The following is a 25,228-nucleotide window of genomic DNA, read 5'->3' on the forward strand; positions in this document are numbered from 1 at the left end:
CCGTATGTGTAACTGAAACACAACGGCCCACCAGAAGGCGGGCCGTTGTCAGCAATCGGACGACGAATCAGTCCTGACGGCTGGTGACTTCCAGCAGGTGATAACCGAACTGGGTTTTTACCGGGCCTTGCACGACGTTGATCGGCGCGCTGAATACCACGGTGTCGAATTCCTTGACCATCTGGCCTGGACCGAACGAGCCCAGATCGCCGCCCTGACGGCTGGACGGGCAGGTGGAGTTGGCTTTGGCGACTTCAGCGAAATCGGCGCCGGCTTCGATCTGAGCCTTGAGTTCGTTGCACTTGTCTTCGCTGGAAACCAGGATGTGGCGGGCAGTGGCTTTGGCCATGGGGAATTCTCCGAACTGTTTCAATAAAAGGTGGAGCGTACCGGAATCAGTCGGCGAATTCTCGGCAAAGTTCCATTCTGCGTTCCTTGCCCGATTCATAGATCCGCCGCTTGCAGACGCTGGGCATGTTCGACGTACAGGTCGATCGGATCCGGCGAGGGCGCTTTTGTGCCCGCGCTCCGCCGCAGGCTGGCCAAATGATCCATTGGGTAATCGGAACGGATCACTTGGCCGAGATGGCTACTGAAGCGTCCGACGAAACCATCATTCTGCTGGGGTTCGGTGGTGAAATATTGCGACAGGACCCGGCAGGTTGCTTGAACCGGATCCAGCACTGGCAACGTGGATTGCGCAACAACCCCGCTCCACGAGTAGTAGCGCACGCCGTTGACTTGCTCAGGACCATGCCCGCCCCAGGTTTGCGGCAGTCCCTGGGGAAATTTGTCATTGAATTGACCGACGCCGACCGTGGTCAATGCGTTGAGTGCGGCTAACGCATTCTGCGGCAATGTCGCGCTGCCGCTCAGTAGCGACAGTAAGTCGGCGAAGTGCGTTGCGACATTCTGTGCGACGGCTTCGGGAAGCTTGCCCGGAATCAGTGCCCTGCGCAGGAAGTCGGCGAGCTCCGAGCCATGGTTCGGGCCACTGACGGAGGTGACCGAAGCGACGACGTCTGGTGCAAGCGCCGCCGCATAGCGTGCAGCGAGTGCGCCTTGACTGTGTCCTATGAGGTTGACTTTCTTCGCGCCTGTGCCTCGTAGCACGCAAGCAATCTGTGACAGCAATTGCTCACCCCGCTTTTCATTGTCGTGGGTGGCCGAAAGGTGTGGAACAAACAATCGACATCCGGCGGTTTTCAGCGCGGACTTGACGTCATGGAACAGCTCGAAATGACCGATATGCTCGAACCCGAACAGACCGTGGACCAACAGGATGGGATAACGAGTTGTAGCATTCCGTTGCATGTTCTTACCTTTTTCGTAGAAGTTCATCGGGAAATCACCGGGCCACTCTAAAACACTCATCCCGTTGAAGAAGTACGAAGAGGCTTCACATTGCGTTTGAAAATGGACTACGAGGCGTACGAAATTTCGGAGAGCTGTGAAATCCGAATCGGAAGTTCAGTGGGTCGTTTGTCGGCATAACCGCGTGACCTCTGCTGTTGCCTACTTTGCGAGTAGCGGTTACGCCGTTGTCGCGGTGGATTCGGCTGACATCCGGAATGTTCAAAGAGGTCCTCAATGTAGATGTCAGTGTCGTCATTCGGGGCGGCACGTTTTCCAGGGAGTGGAAGCGAAAATGAATAGCCATGAAATCGAGTTTTGCTGGCGGATGCGCCAGCCGATGGATGCCGAAGTGTCTATGGAACCTCTGGTCGCGCCAACGATTGACGGGCTCCAAGGGAGCGTGTTGGATCCTTCGCTGGCCAAGGCCATCGTTCGCATTTCCCCTTATGCCAACATGAGCTGCGGCGATCAGATCGTGCTGTCTTGGGAGGGGCTGGATATCGAAGGCTTTGCCTATCAATACGAGAGTGTTCGATTCATCAGCCAGGTCCAGGTTGGCAAAGACGTCATCTTCGTCATCAAGGCGATGCATGTCGCTGCGCTGGACGGGGGCTCGCTGGAGGTTTACTGGACACTGCAAAGTGCGTCCGCACCCAAGGCAGTGGAATCTGCTCGCCTGCAACTGTCTGTCGGGGACGTTGGACCGCATCTGTTGGCGCCGCAAATAGAAGGCGCTGTAAACGGAGCGCTGGAGCCGTCGCGAGTGGTCGAAGGCACCTTGGTGACCCTGCAGCCTTACGCTCGGATGTCAGCGGGCGACCGGATCATGCTGTCGTGGCATGGAGATGCTTCGCCTGAAATATTCACCGACTCGTTGAAGGTCGAGGCCTGCGCCGTCGCGCAAAGCCTGTCCTTCTGGGTGCCGGCCAGCTACGTCGAAGCGCATCGTGGTGGCGAGGTGGTGGTCGCCTACCGTGTTGAACAGCGCTGTGGAGCCATCCGAACCTCGGAGCCTGCGACGGTTTTCATTGGGCCGGCAGTGCGTGCTGAACTGGCCGCGCCGGATATTGTTGGGGCGATCGATGATGTGCTGTCGGTGAAGGACTCGATAGAGGGGGTTTCCATTCTGATTGAAGACCCGCTGGTGCAGGAAGACGAGTTGGTCTATCTCAAGTGCGATGGTGATTTTTTCAGTCATCGCGATGATCTTGAAATCACTCGGGAGACGGCCGGGCAACCGGTGAGTTTCATTGTTCCCCATCGGTTCTGGCGCGAGCACCACGGCACGACGGTGGAGATTGCCTACACCATCGAACGTCTGGACGATACCAGTCAGCAATCTGCCGTGAGGCGGATCAGCATAGTGGCATAACCCGGGGAAGGTCGGCCCTCCGCGCTTCGTATGGAACGGGAGGGCGATCTGCGATCAGGCCCTGGCGTTAGCGAGGCGCCGTGCGGCGTCGGTCAGCAAATGTTCCGTTGCGTCAAAGCCGAGGCAGCCATCAGTGATCGATACGCCGTAGCGTAGAGAGGTGCTCAGCGGCTGGCAGCCTTCGAACAGATGAGATTCCAGCATCGCGCCGATCAGCGAGTGGTTGCCACGCAGGCGTTGTTCAAGCACCTCGTTGAAGACGGCTGGCTGGCGCAGGGGATCCTTGCCGCTGTTGGCATGGCTGCAATCGACCATGATCCGGCTGGGAATCTTCAGTCGGCTGAGTTCGGCGCTGATGTTGGCTACGCTGGTTGCGTCGTAGTTTGGCCCTTGATGGCCACCGCGCAGCACAATGTGGGTGTCAGCGTTGCCGGCTGTCTGCACGATCGCTGGATGCCCTTGGCTGTCCACGCCGAAGTGCCGATGCGGATGGCCTGCCGAGCGCATGGCGTCGACAGCAATGGCGGCGCCGCCGTCGGTGCCGTTCTTGAAGCCCACGGGCATGTTCAAGCCACTGGCCATTTCGCGGTGGATCTGCGACTCGGTGGTGCGGGCTCCAATGGCCACCCAGCTCAGCAGGTCATCAAAGTAGCTGGCGGCCATGGGTTGCAGGAGTTCGGTAGCGACCGGTAGTCCGAGCTGGATCATTTCCAGCATCAGTTCGCGCGACAGCGTCAGGCCGGTAGCCATGTCGTCAGTGCCGTTCAGATGCGGATCGTAGGCCAGACCTTTCCAGCCAACTGTCGTACGCGGCTTTTCGACGTAGGCGCGCATCACCAGCAGCATTTCACTGCTGACATCCTCGGCCAGGCGAGCGAGTTTGCTGGCGTATTCGATTGCTGATTGCGGATCATGGATAGAGCAGGGGCCAACGATGACCAGCAGGCGTGGGTCTTCACCGTCAAGGATGGCGCGCACCGCCTGGCGATGAGTGTTGACCTGTTGATGCAGGGAATGGCTGAGCGGCAATTGCTGTTTGAGCTGCAACGAGCTGGGCAGACGCAGGGTCAGTGCTTCGTTGGCAGAATCGAGGGTGGACAGCGGCAAAGCGGAAACTGAAGAGTTCATGTTCGGTCTTCCTGGGCGGATGGCGGGTTTTTCCCGCGCACTCGGCCCTACTGGGGTGTTCGACAAATGGCCGTACTGGCTAGGCATGTGTGTTTGCCACCTGTGGGTGACCGATCGGAGGCGGCAGGCTGTCCCGAGCGGAGGCTGGTAAATCGCCAGGCGCTAAAGCTGTCGTAACGGTAATAAGTGGCGTGGTTCATGGTGTAATCCTCGAAATGTGGTGTGTCGCTGAAAGTGATGGGCCTGAAAAAACAAAACCCCCGGTCGGGAGGCCGACCGGGGGTTGAGAAATCTCTGGTAGGCGACCCGTTATCATGGGCGCCGTTTGGGTATCAGGCGCGCCAGTGGCTAAACCAATACCCAAAATAAAAATTGTCAGGAGCGCAAGTGTGATTCACCCGGGCAGCCGCGACCGAGCGCAGGGCGCTGGTGGTGCAAGACTGTGGAAGGGTGTTGAACATGTGCTGTCTCCGATGAATGCGCCGAGCTTACTCGACGCTGATACGCATCAGCAATCAGAAAATGCTATTGCCCGCCGCTCGAAACGCCTATCACTGGCAAACCATGCGGGTGAAGGGCAACTTTGCAGTCATGGAGAAAGCTGAATGAGTTATCGAATCCGGCATGCCACCCGTGATGATCTTGCTCTTGCGCGGGATCTGACCTGTCGCAACATGCTGCGCTATTACATTGACCACGACCTGTTGTGGCAGGACGAGGCGTTCGACGCAGGCTGGCAGTATCGTGACAACTGGATGATCCTCCAGGATGAACTGGCGATCGGTTTTTTCAGTCTGAGCCAGGATGCGCGGGCGCTGTACATACGCGAATTGCAGATTGATCATCTCTGGCAAGGGCAGGGCGCCGGTTCCTGGGCCATTGGTCAAGTTACCGAAATGGCTCGTCAGGCAAGACGACCGGCACTGCGACTGACAGTGTTTGACAATAACCGGGCGCAAGAACTGTATGCACGCAAAGGACTGCGCATCGTGGGCAGGGATGAGTGTTTCCTCAGGATGCAGCTCGATTTGAGTACAGCTGTGCTCTGAAACCCACAGCCGGCAAGCCCTGAATGATGAATTGAAACTTTTTAAATGCGGCTTTCCGCTAGGTCTGTCTGGCACTTTTTGCTAAGGTGTCCGGCATCCCAATAAGACCATATCGCGAGGTGTCTGCTTGATTAGGGTGCTAGTGGTCGACGACCATGATCTCGTTCGCACAGGCATTACACGAATGCTGGCCGATATCGATGGCCTGCAGGTGGTGGGTCAGGCCGAGTCAGGTGAAGAGTCCCTGATCAAGGCCCGTGAATTGAAGCCTGACGTAGTGCTCATGGACGTCAAGATGCCCGGCATTGGCGGCCTCGAAGCCACGCGGAAGCTGCTGCGCAGCCACCCGGACATCAAGGTGGTTGCCGTTACGGTGTGCGAGGAAGACCCTTTCCCGACGCGTTTGCTGCAGGCCGGGGCGGCTGGTTACCTGACCAAGGGCGCGGGTCTGCCGGAAATGGTTCAGGCCATTCGTCTGGTCTTCGCCGGGCAGCGTTACATCAGTCCGCAGATCGCTCAGCAGTTGGCAATCAAATCATTCCAGCCCACCAATGATTCGCCGTTCGATGCGTTGTCCGAGCGGGAAATCCAGATTGCGTTGATGATTGTCGGTTGCCAGAAGGTCCAGATCATTTCCGACAAGTTGTGCCTGTCGCCGAAAACCGTGAATACCTACCGCTATCGCATTTTCGAGAAGCTTTCGATCAGCAGCGACGTCGAGTTGACACTGCTCGCGGTGCGTCACGGCATGGTGGATGCCAGCGCCTGACCATGACCGAGAAATTTGATTCCAGTGCTTTCCTGTCGACCGTCAGCGGTCGGCCCGGCGTCTATCGCATGTTCGACAGCGAAGCGCGCCTGCTCTATGTCGGCAAAGCGAAAAACCTGAAGAAACGTCTGGCGAGCTACTTTCGCAAGACCGGGCTGGCGCCGAAGACGGCCGCACTGGTCGGCCGTATCGCTCAGGTCGAGACGACCATCACCGCCAACGAAACCGAAGCGCTGCTGCTGGAACAGACGCTGATCAAGGAGTGGCGCCCGCCGTACAACATCCTGCTGCGCGACGACAAATCCTATCCGTACGTGTTTCTCTCCGACGGGCAGTTTCCGCGCCTGAGCATCCATCGCGGGGCAAAAAAGGCCAAGGGCAAGTATTTCGGCCCATATCCGAGTGCCGGTGCCATACGCGAAAGCCTGAGCATCCTGCAAAAAACCTTTTTCGTTCGCCAGTGCGAAGACAGCTATTACAGGAACCGCACCCGTCCGTGCCTGCAATACCAGATCAAACGCTGCAAGGCGCCGTGCGTGGGGTTGGTCGAGCCTGACGTCTACGCCGAAGACGTACGCCACTCGGTTATGTTCCTCGAAGGTCGCAGCCATGCGCTGACCAACGAGCTGTCCACGGCGATGGAAGAGGCAGCGATCAATCTCGAGTTCGAGCGCGCGGCCGAATTGCGTGACCAGATCGGATTGCTGCGCCGGGTACAGGACCAGCAGAGCATGGAAGGCGGAACCGGCGATATCGACGTTATTGCCGCATTCGTCAACCCCGGCGGCGCCTGTGTTCACCTGATCAGCGTGCGCGGCGGGCGAGTGCTGGGCAGCAAGAATTTTTTCCCGCAGGTCGGCATCGAGGAAAACGTTTCCGAAGTCATGGCGGCGTTTCTCGGCCAGTACTACATCAGCAGCCCCGAGCGCGATTTGCCGAGCGAACTGATCGTGAATGTGGTTCACGAAGATTTTCCAGCGCTGATCGAAGGGATTCATACCTTGCGCGGCCGCGAATTGGCCATCAGTCACCGGGTGCGCGGTACCCGTGCGCGCTGGCAGCAACTGGCCGTGACCAACGCTGAGCAAGCGTTGGGCGCGCGTCTGGCCAACCGTCAGCACACCGCCGCGCGATTCGACGCGCTGGCCGAAGTGCTGAATCTGGATGAGCCGCCGCAACGTTTGGAATGCTACGACATCAGTCATTCCAGCGGCGAAGCGACGGTTGCCTCCTGCGTGGTGTTCGGGCCGGAAGGCGCGATCAAGTCGGATTACCGCCGCTACAACATCGAAGGCGTCACTGCCGGCGACGATTATGCGGCCATGCACCAGGCGCTGACCCGCAGGTTCAGCAAACTCAAGGACGGAGAGGGCAAGTTGCCGGACATCCTGCTGGTTGACGGTGGCAAGGGCCAATTGTCGATGGCCCGCGATGTGCTCAACGAACTGGCCGTGCCGGATCTGATCCTGTTGGGCGTCGCCAAAGGCGCCACGCGCAAGGCCGGTTTCGAAACGTTGTATCTGAATGATGCAGCGCACGAGTTCACCTTGCGCGGCGATTCGCCCGCGTTGCACCTGATTCAGCAGATCCGCGATGAGGCACACCGCTTTGCAATTACGGGGCATCGCGCCCGTCGCGGCAAGACCCGCCGAACCTCGACGCTTGAGGGTGTCGCAGGGGTAGGGCCGACGCGCCGCCGTGACCTATTGAAACATTTTGGTGGATTGCAGGAGCTGTCTCGTGCAAGCATCGAAGAGATCGCCAAAGCCCCGGGGATCAGTAAAAAGCTCGCTGAGTCGATTTATGCGAACCTGCATAGTGAGTAGAATGCCCCTTCACCTCGTAGCCAGTTGTGCCGATGAATATCCCTAATCTGATTACCGTTCTACGCGTCCTGCTCATCCCGATCTTCATATTGCTGTTCTATCTGCCTTACCAATGGAGTTACATGGCCTCCGCTTCGGTTTTTGCCTTTGCGGCTGCAACCGACTGGCTCGATGGTTATCTGGCGCGCCGACTGGAGCAAAGCACACCGTTCGGGGCGTTTCTCGATCCGGTCGCCGACAAGCTGATGGTCGCTGTTGCCCTGGTCTTGCTGGTGCAGGAACACGGCAATCTCTGGCTTACGCTGCCCGCAGCAGTCATCATCGGTCGCGAGATCGTGATTTCGGCGCTGCGCGAATGGATGGCCGAACTCGGCGCCCGGGCACAGGTGGCCGTTTCCAATCTCGGCAAATGGAAAACAGCGGCGCAAATGCTCGCGTTGGTGATTCTGCTGGCTCATCCAAAGGCATTGAGCTTCTGGGTCGTGCTCGGTTATACGCTGCTGATCGTCTCGGCAGGGCTGACCCTGTGGTCGATGGTTCAATACCTTCGCGCCGCCTGGCCGCACCTGAAGACTGATGTAGAAAAGAAATAAAAGTTTTTTGAATCAAGGGGTTGACGGGGCTTCTTAATTCTATAGAATGCGCCACACCAAGCGGGAATAGCTCAGTTGGTAGAGCACGACCTTGCCAAGGTCGGGGTCGCGAGTTCGAGTCTCGTTTCCCGCTCCAATTTGTACAGTGTTTGTTGTTGCGCTACTGACAGCAAATACTTTGAGGCCGAGTAGCAAAATGGTTATGCAGTGGATTGCAAATCCACCTACGCCGGTTCGATTCCGACCTCGGCCTCCACTATCAAAAACCCCGTAGATCAATGATCTACGGGGTTTTTTGTTGCTTGTGGGAAAAGTGTGGTGTTCCGCATCGTTTGAGTAGGGTCACTCAGTCAGACACGCCCCGGTCTTGATATGGCTGGCACCTTCCACCGTCAGATTCGAGAAAAAGATGCAGCCAATAAGGCGTGCGAATAACGTCAGTGTGTCCGCAAGATCCGGGTTATCAAACAGAACGGCCCTTGAATCCAGAGCACATAGGGCACCCCAGAGTCTTCCGTCCGGCAGGAAAACAGGCGCGCCTGCGTAGCTTTCAATTGAATACTGCTTCACCACAGGACGTGACGACAGTCGTCCATCCTTGCTGATTTGTGGAAGGAAGAGGGCTTGAGGATTTCGTCGAAACTCACTGCAGAGCGTAGTTTCCAGATCCAGCGTATCGCCTACGTTTATTCCCAGTTCAATCGGATCGTATGCCGAACAGACGATCCATTCCGTTTCCGTGAATTTTGCGATTCCGGCAAAGCGTGTACCGGTCAGGCGGGTGACAAGCTGCAGGATATTGGTGGTCGCTTCGATCTCGGCGATCGCCGAGCGCTCCTCTTGGCTTAAAGACGCTTTTAGAACGGTGTCACTCATTTGCATGGAATCAAATCTCCTGATTGCTTGTACATCCCTGAGCTCTGCTCTGGTGACGTTCTGTGAGGCGTGATCGTGGTTGAAGGGGGGCGTGCTGATACCCTTTGATTATTGATTTCGGCGCCAACCTTTAGCGTAGACATCCCGTCCAGACTTGGGTTGCCTGCTCATAATCTCAATCGATGAAACATCTGTCACCCGTGCAGCCAAGGTGATGGTGAGCATCTGAATCTTTTGAGTTTATCGCCACAATTTCCAGTCTGGTTGCTGCGATTTGCCAGTTACCTCGGCCTCTACTTCAAGCAAACTCCGTAGCTCCCTGATTTCTGAGGCTTTTTGATTTTCTGCGGTCAGCGATATTTAGTTCTCAAATCGCGCACTCCAAACTTGCTTCACCGGGACGTGATGTATATATTCCCCGCTCGGCTTTTCAAGCGGTCATCCTGTCAGGATCCAACCGCAAGGCTGAGCAGAGCAATACCGCGCTACCGCCCGAATGGCGAAACTGGTAGACGCATGGGACTTAAAATCCCCCGCTCGTAAGGGCGTGCCGGTTCGATTCCGGCTTCGGGCACCATGAATATCAAGGGCTTGCATGAGATACCTCGTGCAAGCCCTTAGTTCTTTTTTCCGCAATCAGAAAATCTTTTCCGCAATTCGAAACCGTTGGTCACTTCGTAGGGGTTACCTTCATGCCCTTACGCATCCGAATGTACTGCTCCGTCATCCCGACAGTTGTATGCCCTAACTGGTCTCGAGCTTCGCGAATGCTCCCCGTCGACTCCTCTTTGTCCGTTGCCGCTTTTGCTCGTAAATCCCGCATCTGAAATTCTGCTTTCGGAATCCCGGCTGCCTCCCTAGCGTCATCAAATCTTTTCCTGAGCATGCTCGTCGTCATCGGCTGTCCAGAGTCGATTACCACAAGGCGTGTTGATCTGATTTTGTAGCCAGCCTTTCGAGCCATGATTCGATCTATCACAATTTTGAGCTCTCCAATAATCTCGATCCTTCGTTTCGCACCAGTCTTCCCCTGCTGGACGGAAAGCTTTCCGTCTTTGATATCTCGCTCATCCATCTTCAGTGTGTCGGCCACCCTTTGTCCTGTCAGATAGAACAGGTCCAGGGCATCTCTCAATGGTTGATCGGCGTACAGATATGCTTTGGCAAGAACGTCGTCTTCGACATATACATCGCGACCAGATTCCTTATTGCCCTTTATCCCGGCGCAGGGGTTTGCCAGAGACGTGTAACCATTCTCGCGAGCAAAGTTCCAAATGGAGCTGAGTAAGGCCTTTTCTCGATTCGCGCGAATTGGTGCTGTTTTGCCCCGGTGACGAAGGTACTGACTGACATGCTTCGGTTCGATCGCTTCAAGCGGGGCAGGCGGATCGTTGAAGAACAGCAGAAGGTTTTTAAGTTCGCGCGCGTTGTCCTTTTGAGTGGCATGGGCTTTGGTTGGAACGACCTCCTTCGTATAGAGCTCGGCAACGTATGCAAAAGTTAATACTTCTTGCATTAAAGCCTGAGATACACGGCTTTTCTCCAGTTTTGCGTACTCTAAGATGGCAAGGCCATAGTCAGTACCCAGGGGGATTTCTTTGCGCGGTTTTCCACCAGTGTCGTACAAGTAGTAGGTTGTTTTGCCGCGCTTTCTCTCACGCAAGCGGGGAATGCTCCCCGGTTTGGTTGGTCTTCGTCCCATCTATCCCACCAAGCGTGGCTGCCACTTCGGCGTTTCCGATGTGGTGGTGGTTGACCCTGTTAGCGCTGAAGTCACGACGCAGGGCCATCCATTCCTTTTTATCGTATGGCGGATGCCATTTCTCTTTAAAACGATGATCTGACCTGCTTTAGTTTTGGCGCCGGTCAATTCGCATACTTGCTCATGGCTTAAAAACTGGATTGTCATGCTGCCTCCTTGCTAGGTCCTAAAGCGTTTCTCAAAGGTGCTTGCTGATTGGAGTGTTCGTCCTTCGAGGTCGGCGGCAAGCTTCCTGACATCGCAAGTGCTTGTGTACGAAGGGACCGAGCATCACGTTCAAGTTTCTTCCCGGTACGAAAAGCGCTGAACGTCTCGGCCGCGATACGCAGCAGTTCGCCGATGGCGATCAGCGTCTGGTGCTCGGCCGGGCCGAAGTGCGGATCTGCTTCAAGTCGTTTGCAGGCTTGTGCCAGGCGCGTGTAATCGGCTCGGATGAACTGCAGAGAGGACTGAAGCTCTCGGATGGTTTTGGCACTTGCGGCGCGCTGGATGTCTTCGCCCTCGCGTAGGCCGGTCTTTCGTCCATCGCTGCGGCCCATGATGTAACCGCCCCAGACAAGCAAGGCGGCTAGAACTATCAGGATGACGAGTGCGCCGACTTGTATTGGGGTCATCATGTGGTGTGCTCCTGAGATTGTTGTTGGCTGGTGGTGACAGCCGTCAGTGGTGTGGGGGCGACATTGCGTTGGCCGTCCTGTTGGCGCTGCATGTGTTCATCGGCCTTGTAGGCGCGGATGTCGATCAGCGAGGCAACGTGGCGGATGTGCGCGTACTTCAACGCTTTACGACTGGTGTCCAGCGTAGTGATCGGCAGCTGAATTCTGCCGCTCTGGATTTCCGCCACGAAGGACTGTTCGTTGAGGTTGCGAAAGTACTGCTCGCGCACTTTTTCCAGGGGGACCAGGACGTCGCCGAAGATGCGGTAGAGCAGTTCAACAGTGGCTGACTCCGGTGCAGCGTGCAGACGAAGTGGGTTCTGGTTAGCGGCTTTCATTAGCTTATCCACGTCCTGACTGTCGTTCTGAGGTTGAGCACTGCCTCTTCGGCGGTGCCTCCATGCCTCGATATGTATTTATTGCCAGCCTGGGCCCCTGCGTTGGTCAGCAGCATCGTGAGCGAGGCACGCCAGTCGAGTTCCGTCTTGCGAATGTTGAATGCAAAATCCCCGTGGTCGAACGTCGGAGTCGCATTGAGTAACTCAGCAATGGTTTCTAGCTCCATTGCTTCACGCTGCAGCTCCATTAGCTGGTAATGCGTCCAGTCTGCCTTGATATCAAATCGCTCCTCCAATTGTGCAATCGCGGCAATTTGAGTGATCACCTCGTGAATCTTGTGACGGCTACGCTGCTTTGCGGGCGTGCGTAAAAGGTCAATGAGGTACTGATCCATCAGATGGTTATTCATGTGTTCTTTTCCTTTTGGAGTGAGCCCATGCATTCAGGCAGTGGCGTCTGGTCAGCTCGCGCAGATGTTCGGGCACTTCGAGGAGCGCGGCGTTGCGCTCCTCGCGTGTGCGCATGGCAACGATCCGGCGGGCGTACTCCCTAGGCCACGTCACGGCGATCTGCCGGGATGGCAGGAAGATCGATGTCCAGCTGCTCGGCCAGCCAGCGGATGCCGGCTTGCATGACGCGGGTCGACTGGCTGTACTGCATTCCGCATTTTTCGTCATACCAGGGGCTGTCATTGATCCGCAGGTACGCTTTGTCGCGCTTCGGGTCCGCCGGCAGGTTTCCCTTGAGCAAACCTTTTTTCCGCATGAGAGCGATCAATTTGGGGCGAGTGAGGCCGAGTTGTGCGGCTGCTTGGGCGAGGGTGCGTTCCATATCGTCCTCCTCATGCCGCGTGCGCAGCAGGAGTGGCCGCTGCAGCAAGGTGGTTGATGGACTCAAGGAGCCTTGCGTAGATCTCGGCATCGGGGTCGTACAAGGTGAAGCAGCGCGTATGCGGACTCTTGTTGCCGATGCTCAAGATGGCGGTGACCCCGCGGCGTGTATGAGTGCGATGCAGCGCCACATGCAGGGGAAGTTCAAAACCCATGTCGAGGCTCAGCACGCCGCCGGTGTGCACCAGTTCGAACACGCGCTGCTTGTCCTGGATATCAAAACGGCCGTATTGACGATCCGCATGTGGGAGATGCACCAGATCGCTGGAGTTGCTCGCGTCGAACGGACCGTTGGCAATCTCTTCAATAAAGTCGGCCAGTTTGAGGTGCATCTTCTTGTCGTTTGGCAGGGTCAGCGTGTGGCGTTCGCTGCCCAGCTCCACGACAAAAGTGCTTTCCACTGCGCCGCGCTCAGCCTTGAGACGGAATGCCAGGCATTCACGCTTCGGTGCTGTGCGCAGGACGTGGTTGAAGGTCTCGGTTAGGCTGACCTGGGCGTTAAGCAACTGCAGGGTGCGGTTGTCGATCTTGTACTTGATCATGCCGCATGCCCTCCACCGTTCGGATCGATAGGAGAGGGCTGGCAGGACTTGGCGACAAGCTTGGGTTTGCTGTTACGAATGACGACCAGGCAGCCCGTGGTGAGCTGCAGCTGTTCAATCAGTTTGCGATTGCTGACGCATGCTGGATGGACATGCAAGGTTGCGGTGGTGCGCATAGGTATTGCCTCGCTCTGTGGTAAAGAGTGAGGCAAATATCAACCAGTGGTTAAATTAAGTCAACAACCACCAGGTGAAAATGTGGGATTTACTATTCACTCGGGAGTGAATGAACCAACGATTTTTCCGCAAATTTGCATTTCATCCGTCATTTCAATGATGGGGTATTGCGGGTTGATAGGTTTTAAGTAGTGCTTTCCGGCGTCCTTCACTAACACCTTGAACGTGGCTTCGTTGCTGCTCGGCAAAGAAGCGATCACTCGATCACCGTTGTTCACAGCGAGATCGGGATCGACAAAAATGATGCAGCCCTCTGGATAGCTGCGACCTGGGCCGGTATTTGTCATTGAGTCTCCGACAACGCGAAGCGCATACCCCGATCTGCTGATATTCACAGGGCAGGGCACCCACTGTTCGGCATGGAGTAGTTCGACGGTAGGCGCAATCTCGCACCAAGCTCCAGCTTGAACCCATGAAATCAGCGGCACTTTGTTCATGCTTGATGTCAAGGCGATAACGTTCTCGTCCTGCGCTACTTGCTGATTACCTGTTTCATGAGGAAAAACTGGCATGACCCCATGCTCAAGCCACTCCCTGCGCACGCCTAGCCAGGCGGATAGCGCCGTCAAACTATCGATTTCTGGAATAGCCGCCCCGTTTAGCCATTTACTGACGGCTTGAGCGGTCTTAACCACTCCCTTGGAGCTGAGCTGTTTGATGATGTCTGCCCCTCGGCCACGCTGACGTACGCCATTGGCGTCCAGTGCAGTATTAAGCCGCTCGGCAAACATAAGTCTTTCGGATTCTTTATCAATCATAGGTTGATAGTCACATAATGATTGCTAATCTGTCAGTTGAACATTATTATCAACCGACAGTTGAAAGGAGGCATTCATGCTTAACCCACAGAGCTTCCCAAATGCCATTGCCTTCGCCTTTGAGGCTGTAGGCGGTATTGGAGCAGCAGCACGTGTGTGTGGACGCAGTTATCAAGCACTCAACAAGTGGAGGCTAGCAGCTTCGTTACCACGCACCGATTACACAGGTGAGACGGAGTACGCGAAATTGCTTGCTGCAGCTGCACGAGAAAAAGGCAACCCATTCGACGCCGATTGGCTGCTCGGAAAATCTGCACCACAGAAAGCTGCATAGAAAAAAGGCGACCCAAGGGTCGCCCAGTTTCTCCCGACAGCATCACCACAACGCAGTCGGGTCGCGATGGCGGAAGGCGAGCACACCACATGCCGCCGACTTTCATCGCGTTTCCAAGGCTCGGAAGCCTTGGTGTTGCTGCCGTTCTTACCACAGAGCTGGCAGCTGTTGCGCCAGGGGTGAACAACGGATTGTTCGCCTCGGCACGGTGCCGGTGTTGGTCTTACGAACCTAGCCGGCTTTGGGCCTCTCCAGACCACGCGGCAAATGTATCACCAACTTCTGTCGCGCGGCACTGGCAACTTTTAGGATTAATGCCATGAGCCGTATCGCTCTTAGTTCTTTGGAACGGGCGCAGCGGGAAATCCTGCCGCTCGATTTAGCGCTGTACCACGCCGCTCGCGATTACCCGGGCGGCGCCGCTGCCATCGCCGCGACTACGGGCCGCAACCCGACCACGCTGCAGCACAAGCTATCGCCAACTCACCCGAGTCACTCCATCAACATTCAGGAATTCGGTGAGATCCTCGAACTGACTAAGGATCGCCGCATTCTCGATGCGGTGCATGCGCTGGTCGGTGACACGATCTGGCAGGAGCTGGCGGACACCTACACCAACGACATGCCCGAAACCTTGACCACGGGTATCGCCGAATACTTCCGCCAGGTCGCGGATCTGGCCGAGACCTGGGCCAAGAGCATCGGCGACGGTGTGGTGACGGATCAGGAGCTCGCGGCGATTCGTCTGCAGGTGTTCCGGGGTATTCAAGGTCTGCTGGGTTTGTTCAACCGCGCCACCTACGTCAACCAGACGACGCGAGGTGCTGACCGTGGCTGACATCGCCGATTTCGCTAATGATCTGGTGCAGGAACGCATCGATCAGGCCATGGCCGCGCGCAGCGCTGCCAAAGCAGAAAGCGCTGCCCATTCTTTGCTGTTCTGTGAAGCCTGTGACGATCCGATTCCGGAAGCCCGTCGCCTGGCCTCACCGGGTTGCTCGCAGTGCATCAGCTGTCAGTCCCTCTCTGAGCGGGGGATTCAGCATGCTCGATGAGGTATTGGGCCAATTCGCCGATTACGGTCTGGAGCCAGCGCAACCGCTGGTGTTCGGCAAGCTGACCCGCTGTAAGACATCGCAGGACAAGGGCAAGGAAAAGAACGGCTGGTACGTGGTGCACGAGCAGCGCACGGAGAAGGGCGACACCCTGATCTTTGGCGCCTTCGGTGACTGGCGTTCGGGCGAGACGCAGAAGATCAAGGTCAAGGCCGGCCGCATGTCGCCTGAAGAACGTGAAGTGATGCGCGCCCGCCAGGAGGAAGCCAAGCGCCGCGCTGCCGAAATCGCGAGTAACGCTGCGCGGCGGGCCGCGAAAAGGGCACAGGGTTTGTTCGAGCGCATGCCGACCACCGGCCGCAGCGACTACCTGGACCGTAAGCAGATCGTTGGTATCAAAGTGCGTTACGCGCCGCGCACCGGTGCGGTACTGGTGCCGATGAACAATGCCCGTGATCAGATCATGGGCCTGCAGGTGATCTTCCCGAACAAGCAAGAGGACACCGGCCGCGACAAATCCTACTGGCCTTACGGGATGGCGAAGGAGGGTACTTTTCACCTGCTCGGTCCGCACCCGGTACCGGGCGAACCGGTGCTGGTGTGTGAGGGCTACGCCACCGGCGCCAGCCTGCACATGGCGACATCGCTTGCCGTGGCCGTGGCCTTCGATGCGGGCAACCTGCTGGCTGTGTGCAAGGTCATGCGCGAGCGCTTCGCCGGTTGCCCGCTGATCATCTGTCGCGACGACGACTGGAAGACCACCAAGCCTAATGGCGATGCGTGGAACCCCGGTGAAGAGAAGGCTAGCAACGCCGCGCTGATCGTCGGTGCCCAGGTCGTTGCGCCGATCTTCTCTGTCGAGCGTCACGACAAGTGGACCGACTTCAACGACCTGCACGTCGCTGAGGGTTTGGACGCGGTTCGTCGACAAGTGCTCGCGGTGGTACGTCCTCCCGCTGCCGGTGGCTGGAAAGATCAGCTGGCCCGCAGTGAAAGCGGCGCCCTGATCGCGCACATGCAGAACGTCGAATTGATCCTCGCTCACGACGAACGCTGGGCTGGGGTGGTCAGCTACTGCGCCTTTAGCTCGAAGATCGTCAAGCTGCGGGCCGCTCCTTATGGCGGCGGTACCGGCGAATGGGCCGACATCGATGATGTGCGCGTGATGAAGTGGCTCGCGCAGCAGTACAACCTGCGTGTGAAGTCGTCGCACGTGATCGAGGCGGTCAGTGTCGTTGCACACGACCACGCGTTTCACCCGGTGCGCGAGTACCTGAAGAAACTCGAATGGGATCGTGTGCCGCGCCTAGAGCGCTGGTTGACGGATGTCATGGGGGTTAAGGCAACCGATTACACGTCCAAGGTCGGCAAACGCTGGATGATCTCGGCCGTGGCACGGGTGATGAAGCCCGGCTGCAAGGCGGACTCGGTGATGATTCTCGAAGGCGTACAAGGCGCCGGTAAGTCGACCGCCATGAGCGTGCTCGGCGGTGATTGGTTCATGGATACGCCGTTTGCTCTCGGTGACAAGGACGGCTTTCAGGCGATCCGCGGCAAGTGGATCGTCGAGCTCGGCGAGTTGGACAGCTTCAACAAGGCCGAGAGCACCAAGGCCAAGCAGTTCTTCTCGGCATCGACTGACACCTACCGCGAAAGCTATGGCCGCAGAACCCTGGACGTGCCACGCCAGTGTGTTTTCGTCGGCACGACTAACCAGGACGAATACCTCAAGGACGCCACCGGCAACCGACGCTATTGGCCGGTGGCCTGTACCAAGGTCGACGTGGCGTTGCTGCGCGAGATCCGCGATCAGCTGTGGGCCGAAGCGATGTTCTGCTTTGAGGCCGGCGACCTCTGGTGGGTGACGCGAGAGGAAGCGCCAATGTTCAGCGAGGAACAGGACGAACGCTTCGTGGTGGACGAATGGGAAACGCCCATCCTGACCTGGCTCGAAGAATCGCAGATTGGTGAGACTACCACCGGCAGTGAGGTGATGAGCCAGGCGCTCAAGCTCGATCCTGGTCATTGGGGCAAACCCGAGCAGATGCGCGTGGGTGCGATCTTGCATCGTCTGGGCTGGCGACGGTTCCGTTTGGGCGCCTTGAGCAAGAGCGGTCAGCGGCCTTGGGCGTACAAGAAACCTGAGGGTTGGGGCAGGGCGCCTGCGCTGGAACAACCAGAGTTCGAGGAGCCGTGCTTCGATGATTAAGGTAATCGATATGGCCCTCAAGCAATGGGCGCAGGAGCTGCACAGCGATGAAGTGGCTGCCGGTTACTCGGGCGGCAACATGGTCGCCATGATGATGGAGAGTGGTGGTCAGCTTGTGCGCGGAAGGCGCGGGAGCAGGGTGCCGCTGGAGGCCTCCCTGGACATCGAGCGCATCGTCAAGAAACGCCTTGATCCCGAGTTGATGACGGTGGTGCAGGTGCATTACTTCCAGCCTGATGCGCCCTTGACTGCGCGTCTGGCTGAGAGTGGTTGCACCCGCAATCTCTACTACCAGCGCCTGCATGACGCTCATATCGTGGTCGAGCACTTCCTCATGGGGGAAGCGGCTTGATCGTGGGCATTACTCTGGCTCACGCCGTCCCACCGGCCTGCCTCCGTCCCACCGCTTATTGCGGTGGTGGGACGGGCGCAGGCCCCGTCGTTGTTGGGCTGTCCCACCGTCCCACCTTTTTCATGCCACCCGCCCGTGTGTGCGTAGCGGGCATCAATGCGCGTGTTCACGCGCACGCGTGTTTTTAAATATTCTCTCTATACACGAGAAAAGAGAGATAAAAGTAGGACGGTGGGGCAAAGCCCCAATCTACGGGGCTTTCAGACGTCCCACCTTGATTTAGAGAGGTGGGACGCATGGGACGCCAGAAAAGCAAAAGACAGCCGGGATAGATATTCACCGACATTCGCCAGCCGTTCACCGGGCGTCACCCACACATTCACCGGATGGCATTAAAACGGTCTTGCTGCCACCAGAATCGACCTGTAAAAAGGGGCCATCTTCGATGGGTGCGACCGCAAAGCGCGGCAGGCCACCCACCACCTGACCCGGCCATAGCGCCGGGTCTTTTTGTTTAAGGGGCAGGGCAATGACGAACGAGCAACAGGCACTGGCAGAGATGCCGATCTGGTTGGTGATTGCCCTGTCATTGGTTGGCGGTGTGTCTGGCGAGATGTGGCGCGCCGACAAGGACGGGGCGCGAGGCTGGGCCTTACTGCGCCGCCTCGCACTTCGCTCCGGTGCCTGCATCGTTTGCGGCGTGTCAGCGATGATGTTGTTGTTTGGTGCGGGCTTATCGATCTGGACGGCGGGCGCTCTGGGTTGCCTGACCGCAATGGCCGGCGCGGATGTAGCCATCGGCTTGTACGAACGCTGGGTGGCCAAGCGGCTGGACCTGAATGAGGCCGAACCGAAGGCATGAGCTGGGCAGGCCGGGTGGCGCTCCGATTTTACGGGTCCTCCCCAAGGGCCGCCCCCTACACGGGTTATCGAACTCGCGGAATCTCTCTAGCTGAAACCTTCGCAGGGATGTCCGTCTTTCCAAGGGAATGGGGGCAGGGCATGGCACTCGGATGCCGGCTCGACCGACCGGACTGGGCACAAAACCGCCGGGGACCCTGGGGACTTTCAAAGGACACGGGGTCGGAAACCCGCGGGATCGTGTTAGTGGGAGACCCGCCAGCTTACTGAAATTTCAATCCACTGAAATCTTGAAAGGATTCATTGAAAAGCCGCTGAAAAGGAGGGCTTATGAGCACAGCTACGTACCTGTCGAAGAGCGCCTTTGCTGCGCACATCGGACGGTCGCCGAGTTACATCACCTGGCTGAAGGAAAACGGTCGACTGGTCCTGTCTCCCAATGGCAAGCAGGTCGACGTTCTGGCCACCGAAGCATTGATCCGCGATACCGCTGACCCGAGCAAGGCTTCCGTCGCTGCTCGCCACCAAAAGGAGCGGCTTCAACGTGATGTGTACAGCCACGTCGCTGCAAAATCCGAGTCGACTAACATGGCTGCGCCCCCGCCCGTTGATCTCGCGCAAGGGCAGTCCCCGGACTTTCAGAAAGCGCGTGCACATCGCGAGCACTACTTGGCGCGGATGGCTGAGATGGAGTTTCGCAAGGCGCAGGGGGAGCTGGTGGAAATCAGCTTTGTGCAGAAAGCCGCTTTTGAAACGGCGCGATCGCTTAATCATTCGCTAATGAGCCTGTCGCCGCAATTGGCGCCAAAACTCGCCGCGCTGTCGGATCCGTGGGAGGTGGAGAGGCAGCTAACGGCTGCGCTGCGCCAACGACTTAACGAAGCGGCACAAGTGTCAAGCGATGACTTTGGATTTGCGTTGAGCGAGTGCTAAGGATATCCGCTGATAGGCATTTTTCTGCTCGCATCGGAATTGATTGGCGCCTGCTTCCAGTCAGTATTAGCCGTCGGCGTAAAGTGTTATCACGCGCCTACCAATGCAGCAGGCGAGTGTAATTTTGAATCTACCACCGCATGCGTAGTCACCCATTTTAAGATCTGGATATGCAGGTGCTTGTCAGAAGGTTATCGCTCTACTGCGACGCACTTGATCTCCACGAGAAGGCCAGGTCGAGCTAATTCACTGACACCAATGCAGGTCCATGCACAAGTGCTTCTCGGAAAGACTTTATCCTTTACGCGTCTGAAAATTGGCATGTGACGGTGCATGTTGACGTGGTAAGTTGTCATTTCTACGACATCTTCAAATTTACAGCCACCTGCCTCCAAGACGATCCGGAGATTGTCCCATGCAGCTAAAAACTGCTGCTCAGGTTCTTCAATGACGGATAATTCCGGCGTCCTGCCTACCTGACCCGCGCAGTAGAGAGTTTTTCCTACCTTTACTGCTGGTGCATAACCCGCGCGCTCGTAGATCAATCTCATGCCATCTGGAACAATGATCTGACGGTCAGTCATGATTGCGGAGCCCCAAGTTAGAACGGTTACGAAAGCTAACTCAGGGGCCAGAGCCGCGTCCACTCAGTTCACTTCTCATCTATTAATCAACCCCACAGGTGCTTTTAGCCGCTGCTGAGTCTTTTTGAACTCATTACCTAATGTGGCTACCTCGATCGATGCAAAAGGCGCGAGCCGGTAGCGTTACTGATCAGAAGCATTTCGATGGTTGGTTCGCTGCTAGGCTGGCTCGTCAGTTCGTGTCGTCATCACCTTGAAATATATCTGCGTAAAGTCGCGCGACTGTAGGGGTAAGGTTATGACCGGCAGGAATGAGAAAGTCGGCGTGTGGTGCGAGCCGTTTTACGTAGATGACTTCGTAAACCCTGCGCACGATTCCAGGTGCTGTTTCTTCCCGGTCCAAGCCAGGCATTATCCCTACCGCTTTGTAACCGGCTTGCTCCAGTGCTTGTTGCATATACGGCGTGCGGGTTGTTGCCATGCCATAGATCAGCCCCGCGCCCATGAACGTGCCGATTTTTTCTCCCAGGTCCTGGGCCGCAACGGCCAGTCTGGCTTGTCTGTGCGGTTTGGCTACCGCGCCGACCCGCCCGAAAATAACGTCAGCACCGTCAATTTTTTCCCACGTGGCGATAGCGACAATCTCATCGTTCTGGCGGACGACGGTAGCGAATATGCCTCGATCCGGATCGTCTTCGAGCACCACGTTGTCTGCGTAGAACTGCTGGTCCAGAAACGGGCTTGCCAACCCCACCGAAATGGAGGGAAACCATGTCCGGAAAAAATCTGTCGCGACATTGATCTCCTCACGTTTCAGGTAATCCCAACTGTAGCCATAGGGTAAATCGGTGAAGCTGCGAATTTGCTCGATCGTTGGCCATTTCATGCGGTTCTGCTCGTTTGTCTGATTGCTTCGATAAGTGGCGCCGGGGTCAGGCCCGAGGGTCAGGGTTATTGGCGGGTGCCGGGGCATGCCTGGCGGCGATCTGCCTGTGGCGCTCGACCACTTCGCCAATGACCAACTGCATCAGCCTCTGCACGATGGCCGTATCCAGCTCGGCCTCCTGAGCAAGTGCTGCCAGACGCTGGTATTGCTGCTGCTCTCTGGCCTCGTCTACCGCAGGCAACTGATATCGGGCCTTGAGCAATCCGACCTCATCGGTACAGCGAAACCGTTCCGCGAGCAGGTGGATGAGGGCGGCGTCGATATTGTCGATGGTTTTCCTGAATGTTGAGAGTTGACGCGCGATGTCGGAGTTTTCCATGAATGACCTCGTGACAGGTGTTCGAAAGAGCTTCTCAATGATTCGTCTGCTGAGCAAAAACCGACCAGTCCTTGTCGCCATCTCCCCTGGCTACCGCCGACGTCATTTTCAATCGCACGGCATCCGCCGCTGGCAACTCCAGCCCCTTGAGACGACCCGCATCGATCGCCAGATTCATATCCTTGAGGCCAAGCGACAGTTTGAATCCCGGTTCAAAATTGCTGCTGACGATGTTCTGCCCATAACGTTGATAACTGGGGCAGGCGAACAGGGTCTGGGTCATGAGCTTGATGAAAATCGAAGGGCTCAGTCCGTGGCGTTGAACGAGTCCGCTGGCTTCGCCCAGCGACTGGATGGCTTGGGTGATCATCATGTTGCCGGCGATTTTCGCGATACAGGCCTGTTCAGGTTGGTCGCCCAGATACCAGGTTTTTTTCCCGAGCAGGTCGAACAGCGGTTGGACGGTCGAGACAGCGGCCTGCGATCCGGCCGCCAGGATATTCAACTCGCCCTTGGCCGCCACGGCGGGCACGCCGAAGACCGGCGCCGCGATCAATGGCATGCCGACGGCTTCATGTTCGCGCTGCAACTCCAACATCAGCGAAGGCGACAAGGTCGACATCACGACATGCACGCAAGCTTTGTCTGCAGTTTCCAGAACAGCGCTGGAGAGAAGCACTTGCCTGACGGCGGCATCATCGGCCAGAAGAGTGATGACTACCTCTTGCTGGAACGCCGAGGCCGGCGTTTCGATAACGCTGATGCCTTCGAGATCCTTGATCGCCGCCTGACTGCGGTTCCATGCCGAGACGTGATGGCCAGCGCGGACGAGCAGTGGAATGATGGCTCTGCCCATGCATCCCACTCCGATAAAACCAATCTTCATTTGCAGTCTCCGGTTGGTATTCGACGACGGTGAATGCAGACAAGTATGTCGGGCACGGGATTGCTACGGCACTGCCATTGCTGCACTCTCACTGTTCATTTTTGTACGGGGGCGGAGCATGGACTGGAGTGATGTGCGGGTCTTTCTCGCGATTGCCCGCAGCGGGTCATTAGGGGCTGCCGCCAAGCTGTTGGGGGTCAGCCATCCGACCGTGGGGCGGCGCTTGCAGGTGCTGGAACAGTTCAGTGGCCAACCCGTTTTCCTGCGTACCAACCAAGGTCTCGTGTTGACCGACAGCGGCGAGAAGCTCCTCAGCCTCGCGCAGGAAATGGAGCAAAGTGCGTTGGCCATCGAAAGGCGCCTCGCGGGGGACAGCGCACAGCCCGAAGGTGTGCTGCGCATTTCCTGCGCTGACTGGTTCGCCTGTTATGTGCTGGCCCCGGTGCTGAGTGAACTGGGCCGGCGTTATCCATTGATCGTGCCCGAGGTCATTGCCGGGCATCGATTGTTTGATCTGGCTCGCCGCGACGCCGACATCGCGTTTCGAATCGTTCCGTTCACCGAACCCGATATCGTGCACCGCAAGCTGATCTCCCTGACTTACGGGTTATACGCAGCCGTTGGATCTGCTGACCCTGAGCCACAGGGCGCCGGGCTGGGTCTGATCACCATGAGTGTTGCCCAGTCTCATTATCCCGATGTGCAGTGGCTGCAGCAGCGTTACCCTCTGGCGCGTACCGTGTTTACCAGTAGCAGCCGCACAGTCCAGGCGCAAATGTGTGCGCAGGGGCAGGGCGTCGCGGTATTGCCCCGCGCTTTGGGCGACCAGTTGACGGCGCTGCGTCTGATCGATTCAGATGAACCGCCACCAGGCCGCGACATTTGGATGGGCTACCACCAGGACATGCGCCAGATGGACAGTCTGCGCGCGCTTGCCGACCTGGCCTCCGTCATGATTGGCACTCAGGCAGGCGGTTGATTCACTCTGCCGGCTGCATGGCCGCCGTTTGCAGCTCTGCAGCAGATTGGCGCGCCAGACTCAGACTCAGTCCTGCGCCTACCACCAGACACGCAGCGATGCACAGTATGGCGACGGTGAAGGCGTGGGTGATGGCCGCCGCGTCCGTGTCCTTGCCCAGAAGCGTGTAAAAAATGCCACCGATGATCGCTACGCTCAGTGCCGTGCTGATTTGCAGTGTGGAACTGGTGATGCCCGCAATCATGCCGGAATACGCCGGTGCCACGCGTCCAGTGATCATGCGCATCAATGTCGGAAGGGCCAGTCCTTGTCCGAAACCGATCAGAAAGAGAATCACGGCAAGGGACAGCGCAGAGGGCGTGACGGCGGTTGGCGTGTGCGCCACGAGCCAGGCCAATAGCACGAACCCCAGCACTTCGAGTGCCATTCCGAAGGGATTCACATAAGACCCCAGCAAACGCCGGAATAGATGGGTGGCGAGCGGCCCCAGCAAGAAACCAGCGCCGAATGGCAGAAAGACCAGACCTGCACTGAGCGGGCTCGTATGCAGCGCTCCCTGTAAATAGATGGAAAACAGCAGGAAGAACACGCCGATCGCGTAAAAAGTCAGCGCCACCAGCAATGCCCGGCCCAGCCCGGGCGCACGCAGTGCAGCAGGGTTCAGCAACGGCGCGCCTTGCGCTTGATACAAGCGGGCTTCGTAGCGCCAGAACAGCCAGGCCAGCAGTGGCACCGCCGCCAGCGACAGCCAGGCCCACCACGGCCAGCCCGCTTCACGTCCCTCGATCAGTGGAACGATCAGCGCCGCAAGCGTCACCATCGACAACAGCGTTCCACCCAGATCCAGCTTGCTGGTCTGGGGTGCGCGGGTTTCCTTGACCACGGGGATGGCGATCAGAATGACCAGCAACGCAATCGGTAGATTCACCAGAAATATCGACCGCCAGCCCAGGTTCATCAGGTTGAGCGAGATCAGAATCCCGCCAAGTGCCTGGCCGACTACCGACGCCAAACCAAACACCGCACCGTACAGGCTCAACGCCAAGGGTTTTTCCGACTCAGGGAATATCGCCTGCACTGAAGCGAGTGCCTGCGGCGCCATGACAGCGGCCGTCACGCCTTGCAGCGAGCGTCCGGCGATCAACACCCAGGGTGACTCGGCGACACCGCAGATCAGTGAGGCGACGGCAAAGCCAATCAGGCCAACGAAGAACATTCTCATGCGGCCAAAGATGTCGCCAAGCCTTCCGCCGGTGATCAGTGTCACGGCATACAGCGCCGCGTAAGAAGAGATGATCAACTGTTCGGCAGAGGAGGCCGTGCCCAGCGATTGCTGAATCGAAGGCAGCGCTACGTTCACGATGAAGAAATCCAGCGGCGGCAAGAATGCACCGACCAACAGGATGGCGAACATCAGCCAGCGCCGCTGTTCCGGAAGGGCTACTATTTTCTCAGGCATAAGGTCTCCTTTCTGAAACCCTTCGGCTCCAGAATATTTTCGATTGCGAGTCATGCTTTGAATAAGCTGACTTCAATCTAAACGATCAAACCCTGGCTGACGCCTCACATAAATGAACGGCCAATGTTCATTTATGGCAGTGCCGCTGCGCCCCTGCC

The 25,228-nt window shown here is 57.4% G+C and carries 31 protein-coding genes and 3 tRNA genes; 16 read left to right on the forward strand and 18 right to left on the reverse strand.

Going from position 1 to position 25,228, the window contains the following annotated elements; all coding sequences use genetic code 11:
• Nucleotides 1-67 precede the first annotated feature (67 nt).
• Nucleotides 68-349 carry a peptidylprolyl isomerase gene (locus NF676_RS12525; RefSeq protein ID WP_041478733.1) on the reverse strand — a complete coding sequence of 94 codons (282 nt, stop codon included), beginning with the start codon at nt 347-349 and terminating at the stop codon, nt 68-70.
• A 95-nt stretch (nt 350-444) separates the two neighbouring features.
• On the reverse strand, nt 445-1,314 hold the full coding sequence (locus NF676_RS12530; protein WP_056786840.1) for an esterase/lipase family protein: 870 nt from the start codon (nt 1,312-1,314) through the stop codon (nt 445-447).
• Between the two features lie 334 nt (nt 1,315-1,648).
• Here NF676_RS12530 and NF676_RS12535 point away from each other — a divergent pair, with 334 nt between their 5' ends.
• Nucleotides 1,649-2,728: a hypothetical protein gene (locus NF676_RS12535; protein WP_252887821.1), complete on the forward strand. Its 1,080-nt coding sequence runs from the start codon at nt 1,649-1,651 to the stop codon at nt 2,726-2,728.
• Between the two features lie 54 nt (nt 2,729-2,782).
• Here NF676_RS12535 and NF676_RS12540 read toward each other — a convergent pair whose 3' ends face one another.
• Nucleotides 2,783-3,856, reverse strand: a complete 1,074-nt coding sequence (locus tag NF676_RS12540; RefSeq protein ID WP_252887822.1) for a 3-deoxy-7-phosphoheptulonate synthase — start codon at nt 3,854-3,856, stop codon at nt 2,783-2,785.
• A gap of 605 nt (nt 3,857-4,461) precedes the next feature.
• On the opposite strand from NF676_RS12540, the gene NF676_RS12545 reads away from it, so the two are divergent.
• The 6 genes from NF676_RS12545 (at nt 4,462) to NF676_RS12570 (ending at nt 8,349) form a co-directional block, all read left to right on the forward strand.
• Nucleotides 4,462-4,905 (forward strand): GNAT family N-acetyltransferase, encoded by a 444-nt coding sequence (locus NF676_RS12545; protein ID WP_056785278.1) that lies wholly within the window; start codon nt 4,462-4,464, stop codon nt 4,903-4,905.
• 127 nt (nt 4,906-5,032) lie between these two features.
• Nucleotides 5,033-5,674, forward strand: coding sequence for a response regulator transcription factor GacA (gene gacA / locus NF676_RS12550; RefSeq protein WP_024012761.1), 642 nt, complete (start codon nt 5,033-5,035; stop codon nt 5,672-5,674).
• 2 nt (nt 5,675-5,676) lie between these two features.
• Nucleotides 5,677-7,500, forward strand: a complete 1,824-nt coding sequence (gene uvrC, locus NF676_RS12555; protein ID WP_150635509.1) for an excinuclease ABC subunit UvrC — start codon at nt 5,677-5,679, stop codon at nt 7,498-7,500.
• Between the two features lie 32 nt (nt 7,501-7,532).
• A complete protein-coding gene (gene pgsA, locus NF676_RS12560) occupies nt 7,533-8,093 on the forward strand; it encodes a CDP-diacylglycerol--glycerol-3-phosphate 3-phosphatidyltransferase (protein ID WP_041478738.1) in 561 nt (186 codons plus the stop codon).
• 60 nt (nt 8,094-8,153) lie between these two features.
• A tRNA-Gly gene (locus tag NF676_RS12565) sits at nt 8,154-8,229 on the forward strand.
• Between the two features lie 46 nt (nt 8,230-8,275).
• Nucleotides 8,276-8,349: transfer RNA gene (locus NF676_RS12570), tRNA-Cys, on the forward strand.
• An 86-nt stretch (nt 8,350-8,435) separates the two neighbouring features.
• Here NF676_RS12570 and NF676_RS12575 read toward each other — a convergent pair.
• Nucleotides 8,436-8,969 carry a GAF domain-containing protein gene (locus NF676_RS12575; RefSeq protein WP_164488345.1) on the reverse strand — a complete coding sequence of 178 codons (534 nt, stop codon included), beginning with the start codon at nt 8,967-8,969 and terminating at the stop codon, nt 8,436-8,438.
• Nucleotides 8,970-9,459: 490 nt separating this feature from the next.
• Here NF676_RS12575 and NF676_RS12580 point away from each other — a divergent pair.
• A tRNA-Leu gene (locus NF676_RS12580) sits at nt 9,460-9,546 on the forward strand.
• Nucleotides 9,547-9,639: 93 nt separating this feature from the next.
• On the opposite strand, the gene NF676_RS12585 is transcribed toward NF676_RS12580, so the two are convergent.
• From NF676_RS12585 to NF676_RS12625, 9 genes are all read right to left on the reverse strand, one after another.
• Nucleotides 9,640-10,671, reverse strand: a complete 1,032-nt coding sequence (locus NF676_RS12585) for a site-specific integrase (RefSeq protein ID WP_083368979.1) — start codon at nt 10,669-10,671, stop codon at nt 9,640-9,642.
• Nucleotides 10,672-10,878, reverse strand: a complete 207-nt coding sequence (locus NF676_RS12590; RefSeq protein ID WP_252887823.1) for a DUF4224 domain-containing protein — start codon at nt 10,876-10,878, stop codon at nt 10,672-10,674.
• Complete coding sequence (locus tag NF676_RS12595) at nt 10,875-11,348, reverse strand: hypothetical protein (RefSeq protein ID WP_252887824.1); 474 nt, start codon at nt 11,346-11,348, stop codon at nt 10,875-10,877. Before NF676_RS12595 ends, NF676_RS12590 begins: the two co-directional genes overlap by 4 nt.
• Complete coding sequence (locus tag NF676_RS12600; protein WP_083368982.1) at nt 11,345-11,725, reverse strand: pyocin activator PrtN family protein; 381 nt, start codon at nt 11,723-11,725, stop codon at nt 11,345-11,347. The genes NF676_RS12595 and NF676_RS12600 overlap by 4 nt, the downstream gene beginning before the upstream one ends.
• Entirely contained in the window at nt 11,725-12,135 is a 411-nt protein-coding gene (locus tag NF676_RS12605) for a hypothetical protein (protein WP_252887825.1), read from the reverse strand. The genes NF676_RS12600 and NF676_RS12605 overlap by 1 nt, the downstream gene beginning before the upstream one ends.
• Nucleotides 12,136-12,275: 140 nt before the next feature.
• Complete coding sequence (locus NF676_RS12610) at nt 12,276-12,557, reverse strand: phage antirepressor KilAC domain-containing protein (RefSeq protein WP_252887826.1); 282 nt, start codon at nt 12,555-12,557, stop codon at nt 12,276-12,278.
• Between the two features lie 10 nt (nt 12,558-12,567).
• Nucleotides 12,568-13,158: a hypothetical protein gene (locus NF676_RS12615; protein ID WP_252887827.1), complete on the reverse strand. Its 591-nt coding sequence runs from the start codon at nt 13,156-13,158 to the stop codon at nt 12,568-12,570.
• Nucleotides 13,155-13,334, reverse strand: coding sequence for a hypothetical protein (locus tag NF676_RS12620; RefSeq protein ID WP_083368986.1), 180 nt, complete (start codon nt 13,332-13,334; stop codon nt 13,155-13,157). The genes NF676_RS12615 and NF676_RS12620 overlap by 4 nt, the downstream gene beginning before the upstream one ends.
• A gap of 96 nt (nt 13,335-13,430) precedes the next feature.
• On the reverse strand, nt 13,431-14,153 hold the full coding sequence (locus tag NF676_RS12625) for a LexA family protein (RefSeq protein ID WP_083368987.1): 723 nt from the start codon (nt 14,151-14,153) through the stop codon (nt 13,431-13,433).
• A gap of 76 nt (nt 14,154-14,229) precedes the next feature.
• Here NF676_RS12625 and NF676_RS12630 point away from each other — a divergent pair, with 76 nt between their 5' ends.
• From NF676_RS12630 to NF676_RS12660, 7 genes are all read left to right on the forward strand, one after another.
• Nucleotides 14,230-14,487, forward strand: coding sequence for a hypothetical protein (locus tag NF676_RS12630; protein WP_083368988.1), 258 nt, complete (start codon nt 14,230-14,232; stop codon nt 14,485-14,487).
• Nucleotides 14,488-14,806: 319 nt separating this feature from the next.
• Nucleotides 14,807-15,325, forward strand: coding sequence for a phage regulatory CII family protein (locus NF676_RS12635; protein WP_009049401.1), 519 nt, complete (start codon nt 14,807-14,809; stop codon nt 15,323-15,325).
• Nucleotides 15,318-15,542 (forward strand): TraR/DksA family transcriptional regulator, encoded by a 225-nt coding sequence (locus NF676_RS12640; protein ID WP_116254822.1) that lies wholly within the window; start codon nt 15,318-15,320, stop codon nt 15,540-15,542. The genes NF676_RS12635 and NF676_RS12640 overlap by 8 nt, the downstream gene beginning before the upstream one ends.
• Nucleotides 15,532-17,751, forward strand: a complete 2,220-nt coding sequence (locus NF676_RS12645; RefSeq protein ID WP_252887828.1) for a VapE domain-containing protein — start codon at nt 15,532-15,534, stop codon at nt 17,749-17,751. Before NF676_RS12640 ends, NF676_RS12645 begins: the two co-directional genes overlap by 11 nt.
• Nucleotides 17,744-18,103, forward strand: a complete 360-nt coding sequence (locus tag NF676_RS12650; protein WP_252887829.1) for a PA0613 family protein — start codon at nt 17,744-17,746, stop codon at nt 18,101-18,103. Before NF676_RS12645 ends, NF676_RS12650 begins: the two co-directional genes overlap by 8 nt.
• A 529-nt stretch (nt 18,104-18,632) precedes the next feature.
• Entirely contained in the window at nt 18,633-18,965 is a 333-nt protein-coding gene (locus tag NF676_RS12655) for a phage holin family protein (RefSeq protein WP_047598490.1), read from the forward strand.
• Between the two features lie 329 nt (nt 18,966-19,294).
• The gene (locus NF676_RS12660) at nt 19,295-19,897 is read left to right on the forward strand and encodes a terminase small subunit (protein WP_252887830.1); all 603 of its coding nucleotides are present in this window, start codon (nt 19,295-19,297) and stop codon (nt 19,895-19,897) included.
• Nucleotides 19,898-20,088: 191 nt separating this feature from the next.
• Here NF676_RS12660 and NF676_RS12665 read toward each other — a convergent pair whose 3' ends face one another.
• The 4 genes from NF676_RS12665 to NF676_RS12680 form a co-directional block, all read right to left on the reverse strand.
• The gene (locus NF676_RS12665) at nt 20,089-20,481 is read right to left on the reverse strand and encodes a RidA family protein (protein WP_122704611.1); all 393 of its coding nucleotides are present in this window, start codon (nt 20,479-20,481) and stop codon (nt 20,089-20,091) included.
• Nucleotides 20,482-20,713: 232 nt separating this feature from the next.
• Entirely contained in the window at nt 20,714-21,367 is a 654-nt protein-coding gene (locus NF676_RS12670) for a hypothetical protein (protein ID WP_110599395.1), read from the reverse strand.
• A 46-nt stretch (nt 21,368-21,413) separates the two neighbouring features.
• Nucleotides 21,414-21,746 (reverse strand): chorismate mutase, encoded by a 333-nt coding sequence (locus NF676_RS12675; protein ID WP_042609810.1) that lies wholly within the window; start codon nt 21,744-21,746, stop codon nt 21,414-21,416.
• A 34-nt stretch (nt 21,747-21,780) separates the two neighbouring features.
• Nucleotides 21,781-22,632, reverse strand: coding sequence for an NAD(P)-dependent oxidoreductase (locus tag NF676_RS12680; protein ID WP_042609811.1), 852 nt, complete (start codon nt 22,630-22,632; stop codon nt 21,781-21,783).
• 118 nt (nt 22,633-22,750) lie between these two features.
• On the opposite strand from NF676_RS12680, the gene NF676_RS12685 reads away from it, so the two are divergent.
• On the forward strand, nt 22,751-23,611 hold the full coding sequence (locus NF676_RS12685; protein ID WP_122704478.1) for a LysR family transcriptional regulator: 861 nt from the start codon (nt 22,751-22,753) through the stop codon (nt 23,609-23,611).
• A 1-nt stretch (nt 23,612) separates the two neighbouring features.
• On the opposite strand, the gene NF676_RS12690 is transcribed toward NF676_RS12685, so the two are convergent.
• Complete coding sequence (locus NF676_RS12690; protein ID WP_223631549.1) at nt 23,613-25,124, reverse strand: MFS transporter; 1,512 nt, start codon at nt 25,122-25,124, stop codon at nt 23,613-23,615.
• Nucleotides 25,125-25,228: the final 104 nt, after the last annotated feature.

It is taken from the genome of Pseudomonas siliginis, assembly GCF_024072275.1.
Taxonomy (GTDB): Bacteria; Pseudomonadota; Gammaproteobacteria; order Pseudomonadales; family Pseudomonadaceae; genus Aquipseudomonas; species Aquipseudomonas siliginis.

Bases quoted from the DNA above. Each gene is read 5' to 3' on its own strand.
- NF676_RS12615 (WP_252887827.1), bottom strand. From the start codon at position 13,158: ATGATCAAGTACAAGATCGACAACCGCACCCTGCAGTTGCTTAACGCC.
- NF676_RS12575 (WP_164488345.1), bottom strand. From the start codon at position 8,969: ATGAGTGACACCGTTCTAAAAGCGTCTTTAAGCCAAGAGGAGCGCTCG.
- NF676_RS12630 (WP_083368988.1), top strand. From the start codon at position 14,230: ATGCTTAACCCACAGAGCTTCCCAAATGCCATTGCCTTCGCCTTTGAG.
- NF676_RS12660 (WP_252887830.1), top strand. From the start codon at position 19,295: ATGAGCACAGCTACGTACCTGTCGAAGAGCGCCTTTGCTGCGCACATC.
- NF676_RS12535 (WP_252887821.1), top strand. From the start codon at position 1,649: ATGAATAGCCATGAAATCGAGTTTTGCTGGCGGATGCGCCAGCCGATG.
- NF676_RS12540 (WP_252887822.1), bottom strand. From the start codon at position 3,856: ATGAACTCTTCAGTTTCCGCTTTGCCGCTGTCCACCCTCGATTCTGCC.
- NF676_RS12685 (WP_122704478.1), top strand. From the start codon at position 22,751: ATGGACTGGAGTGATGTGCGGGTCTTTCTCGCGATTGCCCGCAGCGGG.
- uvrC (WP_150635509.1), top strand. From the start codon at position 5,677: ATGACCGAGAAATTTGATTCCAGTGCTTTCCTGTCGACCGTCAGCGGT.
- NF676_RS12625 (WP_083368987.1), bottom strand. From the start codon at position 14,153: ATGATTGATAAAGAATCCGAAAGACTTATGTTTGCCGAGCGGCTTAAT.
- NF676_RS12600 (WP_083368982.1), bottom strand. From the start codon at position 11,725: ATGAAAGCCGCTAACCAGAACCCACTTCGTCTGCACGCTGCACCGGAG.
- NF676_RS12545 (WP_056785278.1), top strand. From the start codon at position 4,462: ATGAGTTATCGAATCCGGCATGCCACCCGTGATGATCTTGCTCTTGCG.
- NF676_RS12645 (WP_252887828.1), top strand. From the start codon at position 15,532: ATGCTCGATGAGGTATTGGGCCAATTCGCCGATTACGGTCTGGAGCCA.
- NF676_RS12620 (WP_083368986.1), bottom strand. From the start codon at position 13,334: ATGCGCACCACCGCAACCTTGCATGTCCATCCAGCATGCGTCAGCAAT.
- NF676_RS12585 (WP_083368979.1), bottom strand. From the start codon at position 10,671: ATGGGACGAAGACCAACCAAACCGGGGAGCATTCCCCGCTTGCGTGAG.
- NF676_RS12590 (WP_252887823.1), bottom strand. From the start codon at position 10,878: ATGACAATCCAGTTTTTAAGCCATGAGCAAGTATGCGAATTGACCGGC.
- NF676_RS12635 (WP_009049401.1), top strand. From the start codon at position 14,807: ATGAGCCGTATCGCTCTTAGTTCTTTGGAACGGGCGCAGCGGGAAATC.
- NF676_RS12595 (WP_252887824.1), bottom strand. From the start codon at position 11,348: ATGATGACCCCAATACAAGTCGGCGCACTCGTCATCCTGATAGTTCTA.
- NF676_RS12675 (WP_042609810.1), bottom strand. From the start codon at position 21,746: ATGGAAAACTCCGACATCGCGCGTCAACTCTCAACATTCAGGAAAACC.
- NF676_RS12525 (WP_041478733.1), bottom strand. From the start codon at position 349: ATGGCCAAAGCCACTGCCCGCCACATCCTGGTTTCCAGCGAAGACAAG.
- NF676_RS12530 (WP_056786840.1), bottom strand. From the start codon at position 1,314: ATGCAACGGAATGCTACAACTCGTTATCCCATCCTGTTGGTCCACGGT.
- NF676_RS12690 (WP_223631549.1), bottom strand. From the start codon at position 25,124: ATGACTCGCAATCGAAAATATTCTGGAGCCGAAGGGTTTCAGAAAGGA.
- NF676_RS12680 (WP_042609811.1), bottom strand. From the start codon at position 22,632: ATGAAGATTGGTTTTATCGGAGTGGGATGCATGGGCAGAGCCATCATT.
- NF676_RS12610 (WP_252887826.1), bottom strand. From the start codon at position 12,557: ATGGAACGCACCCTCGCCCAAGCAGCCGCACAACTCGGCCTCACTCGC.
- NF676_RS12665 (WP_122704611.1), bottom strand. From the start codon at position 20,481: ATGACTGACCGTCAGATCATTGTTCCAGATGGCATGAGATTGATCTAC.
- NF676_RS12650 (WP_252887829.1), top strand. From the start codon at position 17,744: ATGATTAAGGTAATCGATATGGCCCTCAAGCAATGGGCGCAGGAGCTG.
- NF676_RS12670 (WP_110599395.1), bottom strand. From the start codon at position 21,367: ATGAAATGGCCAACGATCGAGCAAATTCGCAGCTTCACCGATTTACCC.
- NF676_RS12655 (WP_047598490.1), top strand. From the start codon at position 18,633: ATGACGAACGAGCAACAGGCACTGGCAGAGATGCCGATCTGGTTGGTG.
- NF676_RS12605 (WP_252887825.1), bottom strand. From the start codon at position 12,135: ATGAATAACCATCTGATGGATCAGTACCTCATTGACCTTTTACGCACG.
- pgsA (WP_041478738.1), top strand. From the start codon at position 7,533: ATGAATATCCCTAATCTGATTACCGTTCTACGCGTCCTGCTCATCCCG.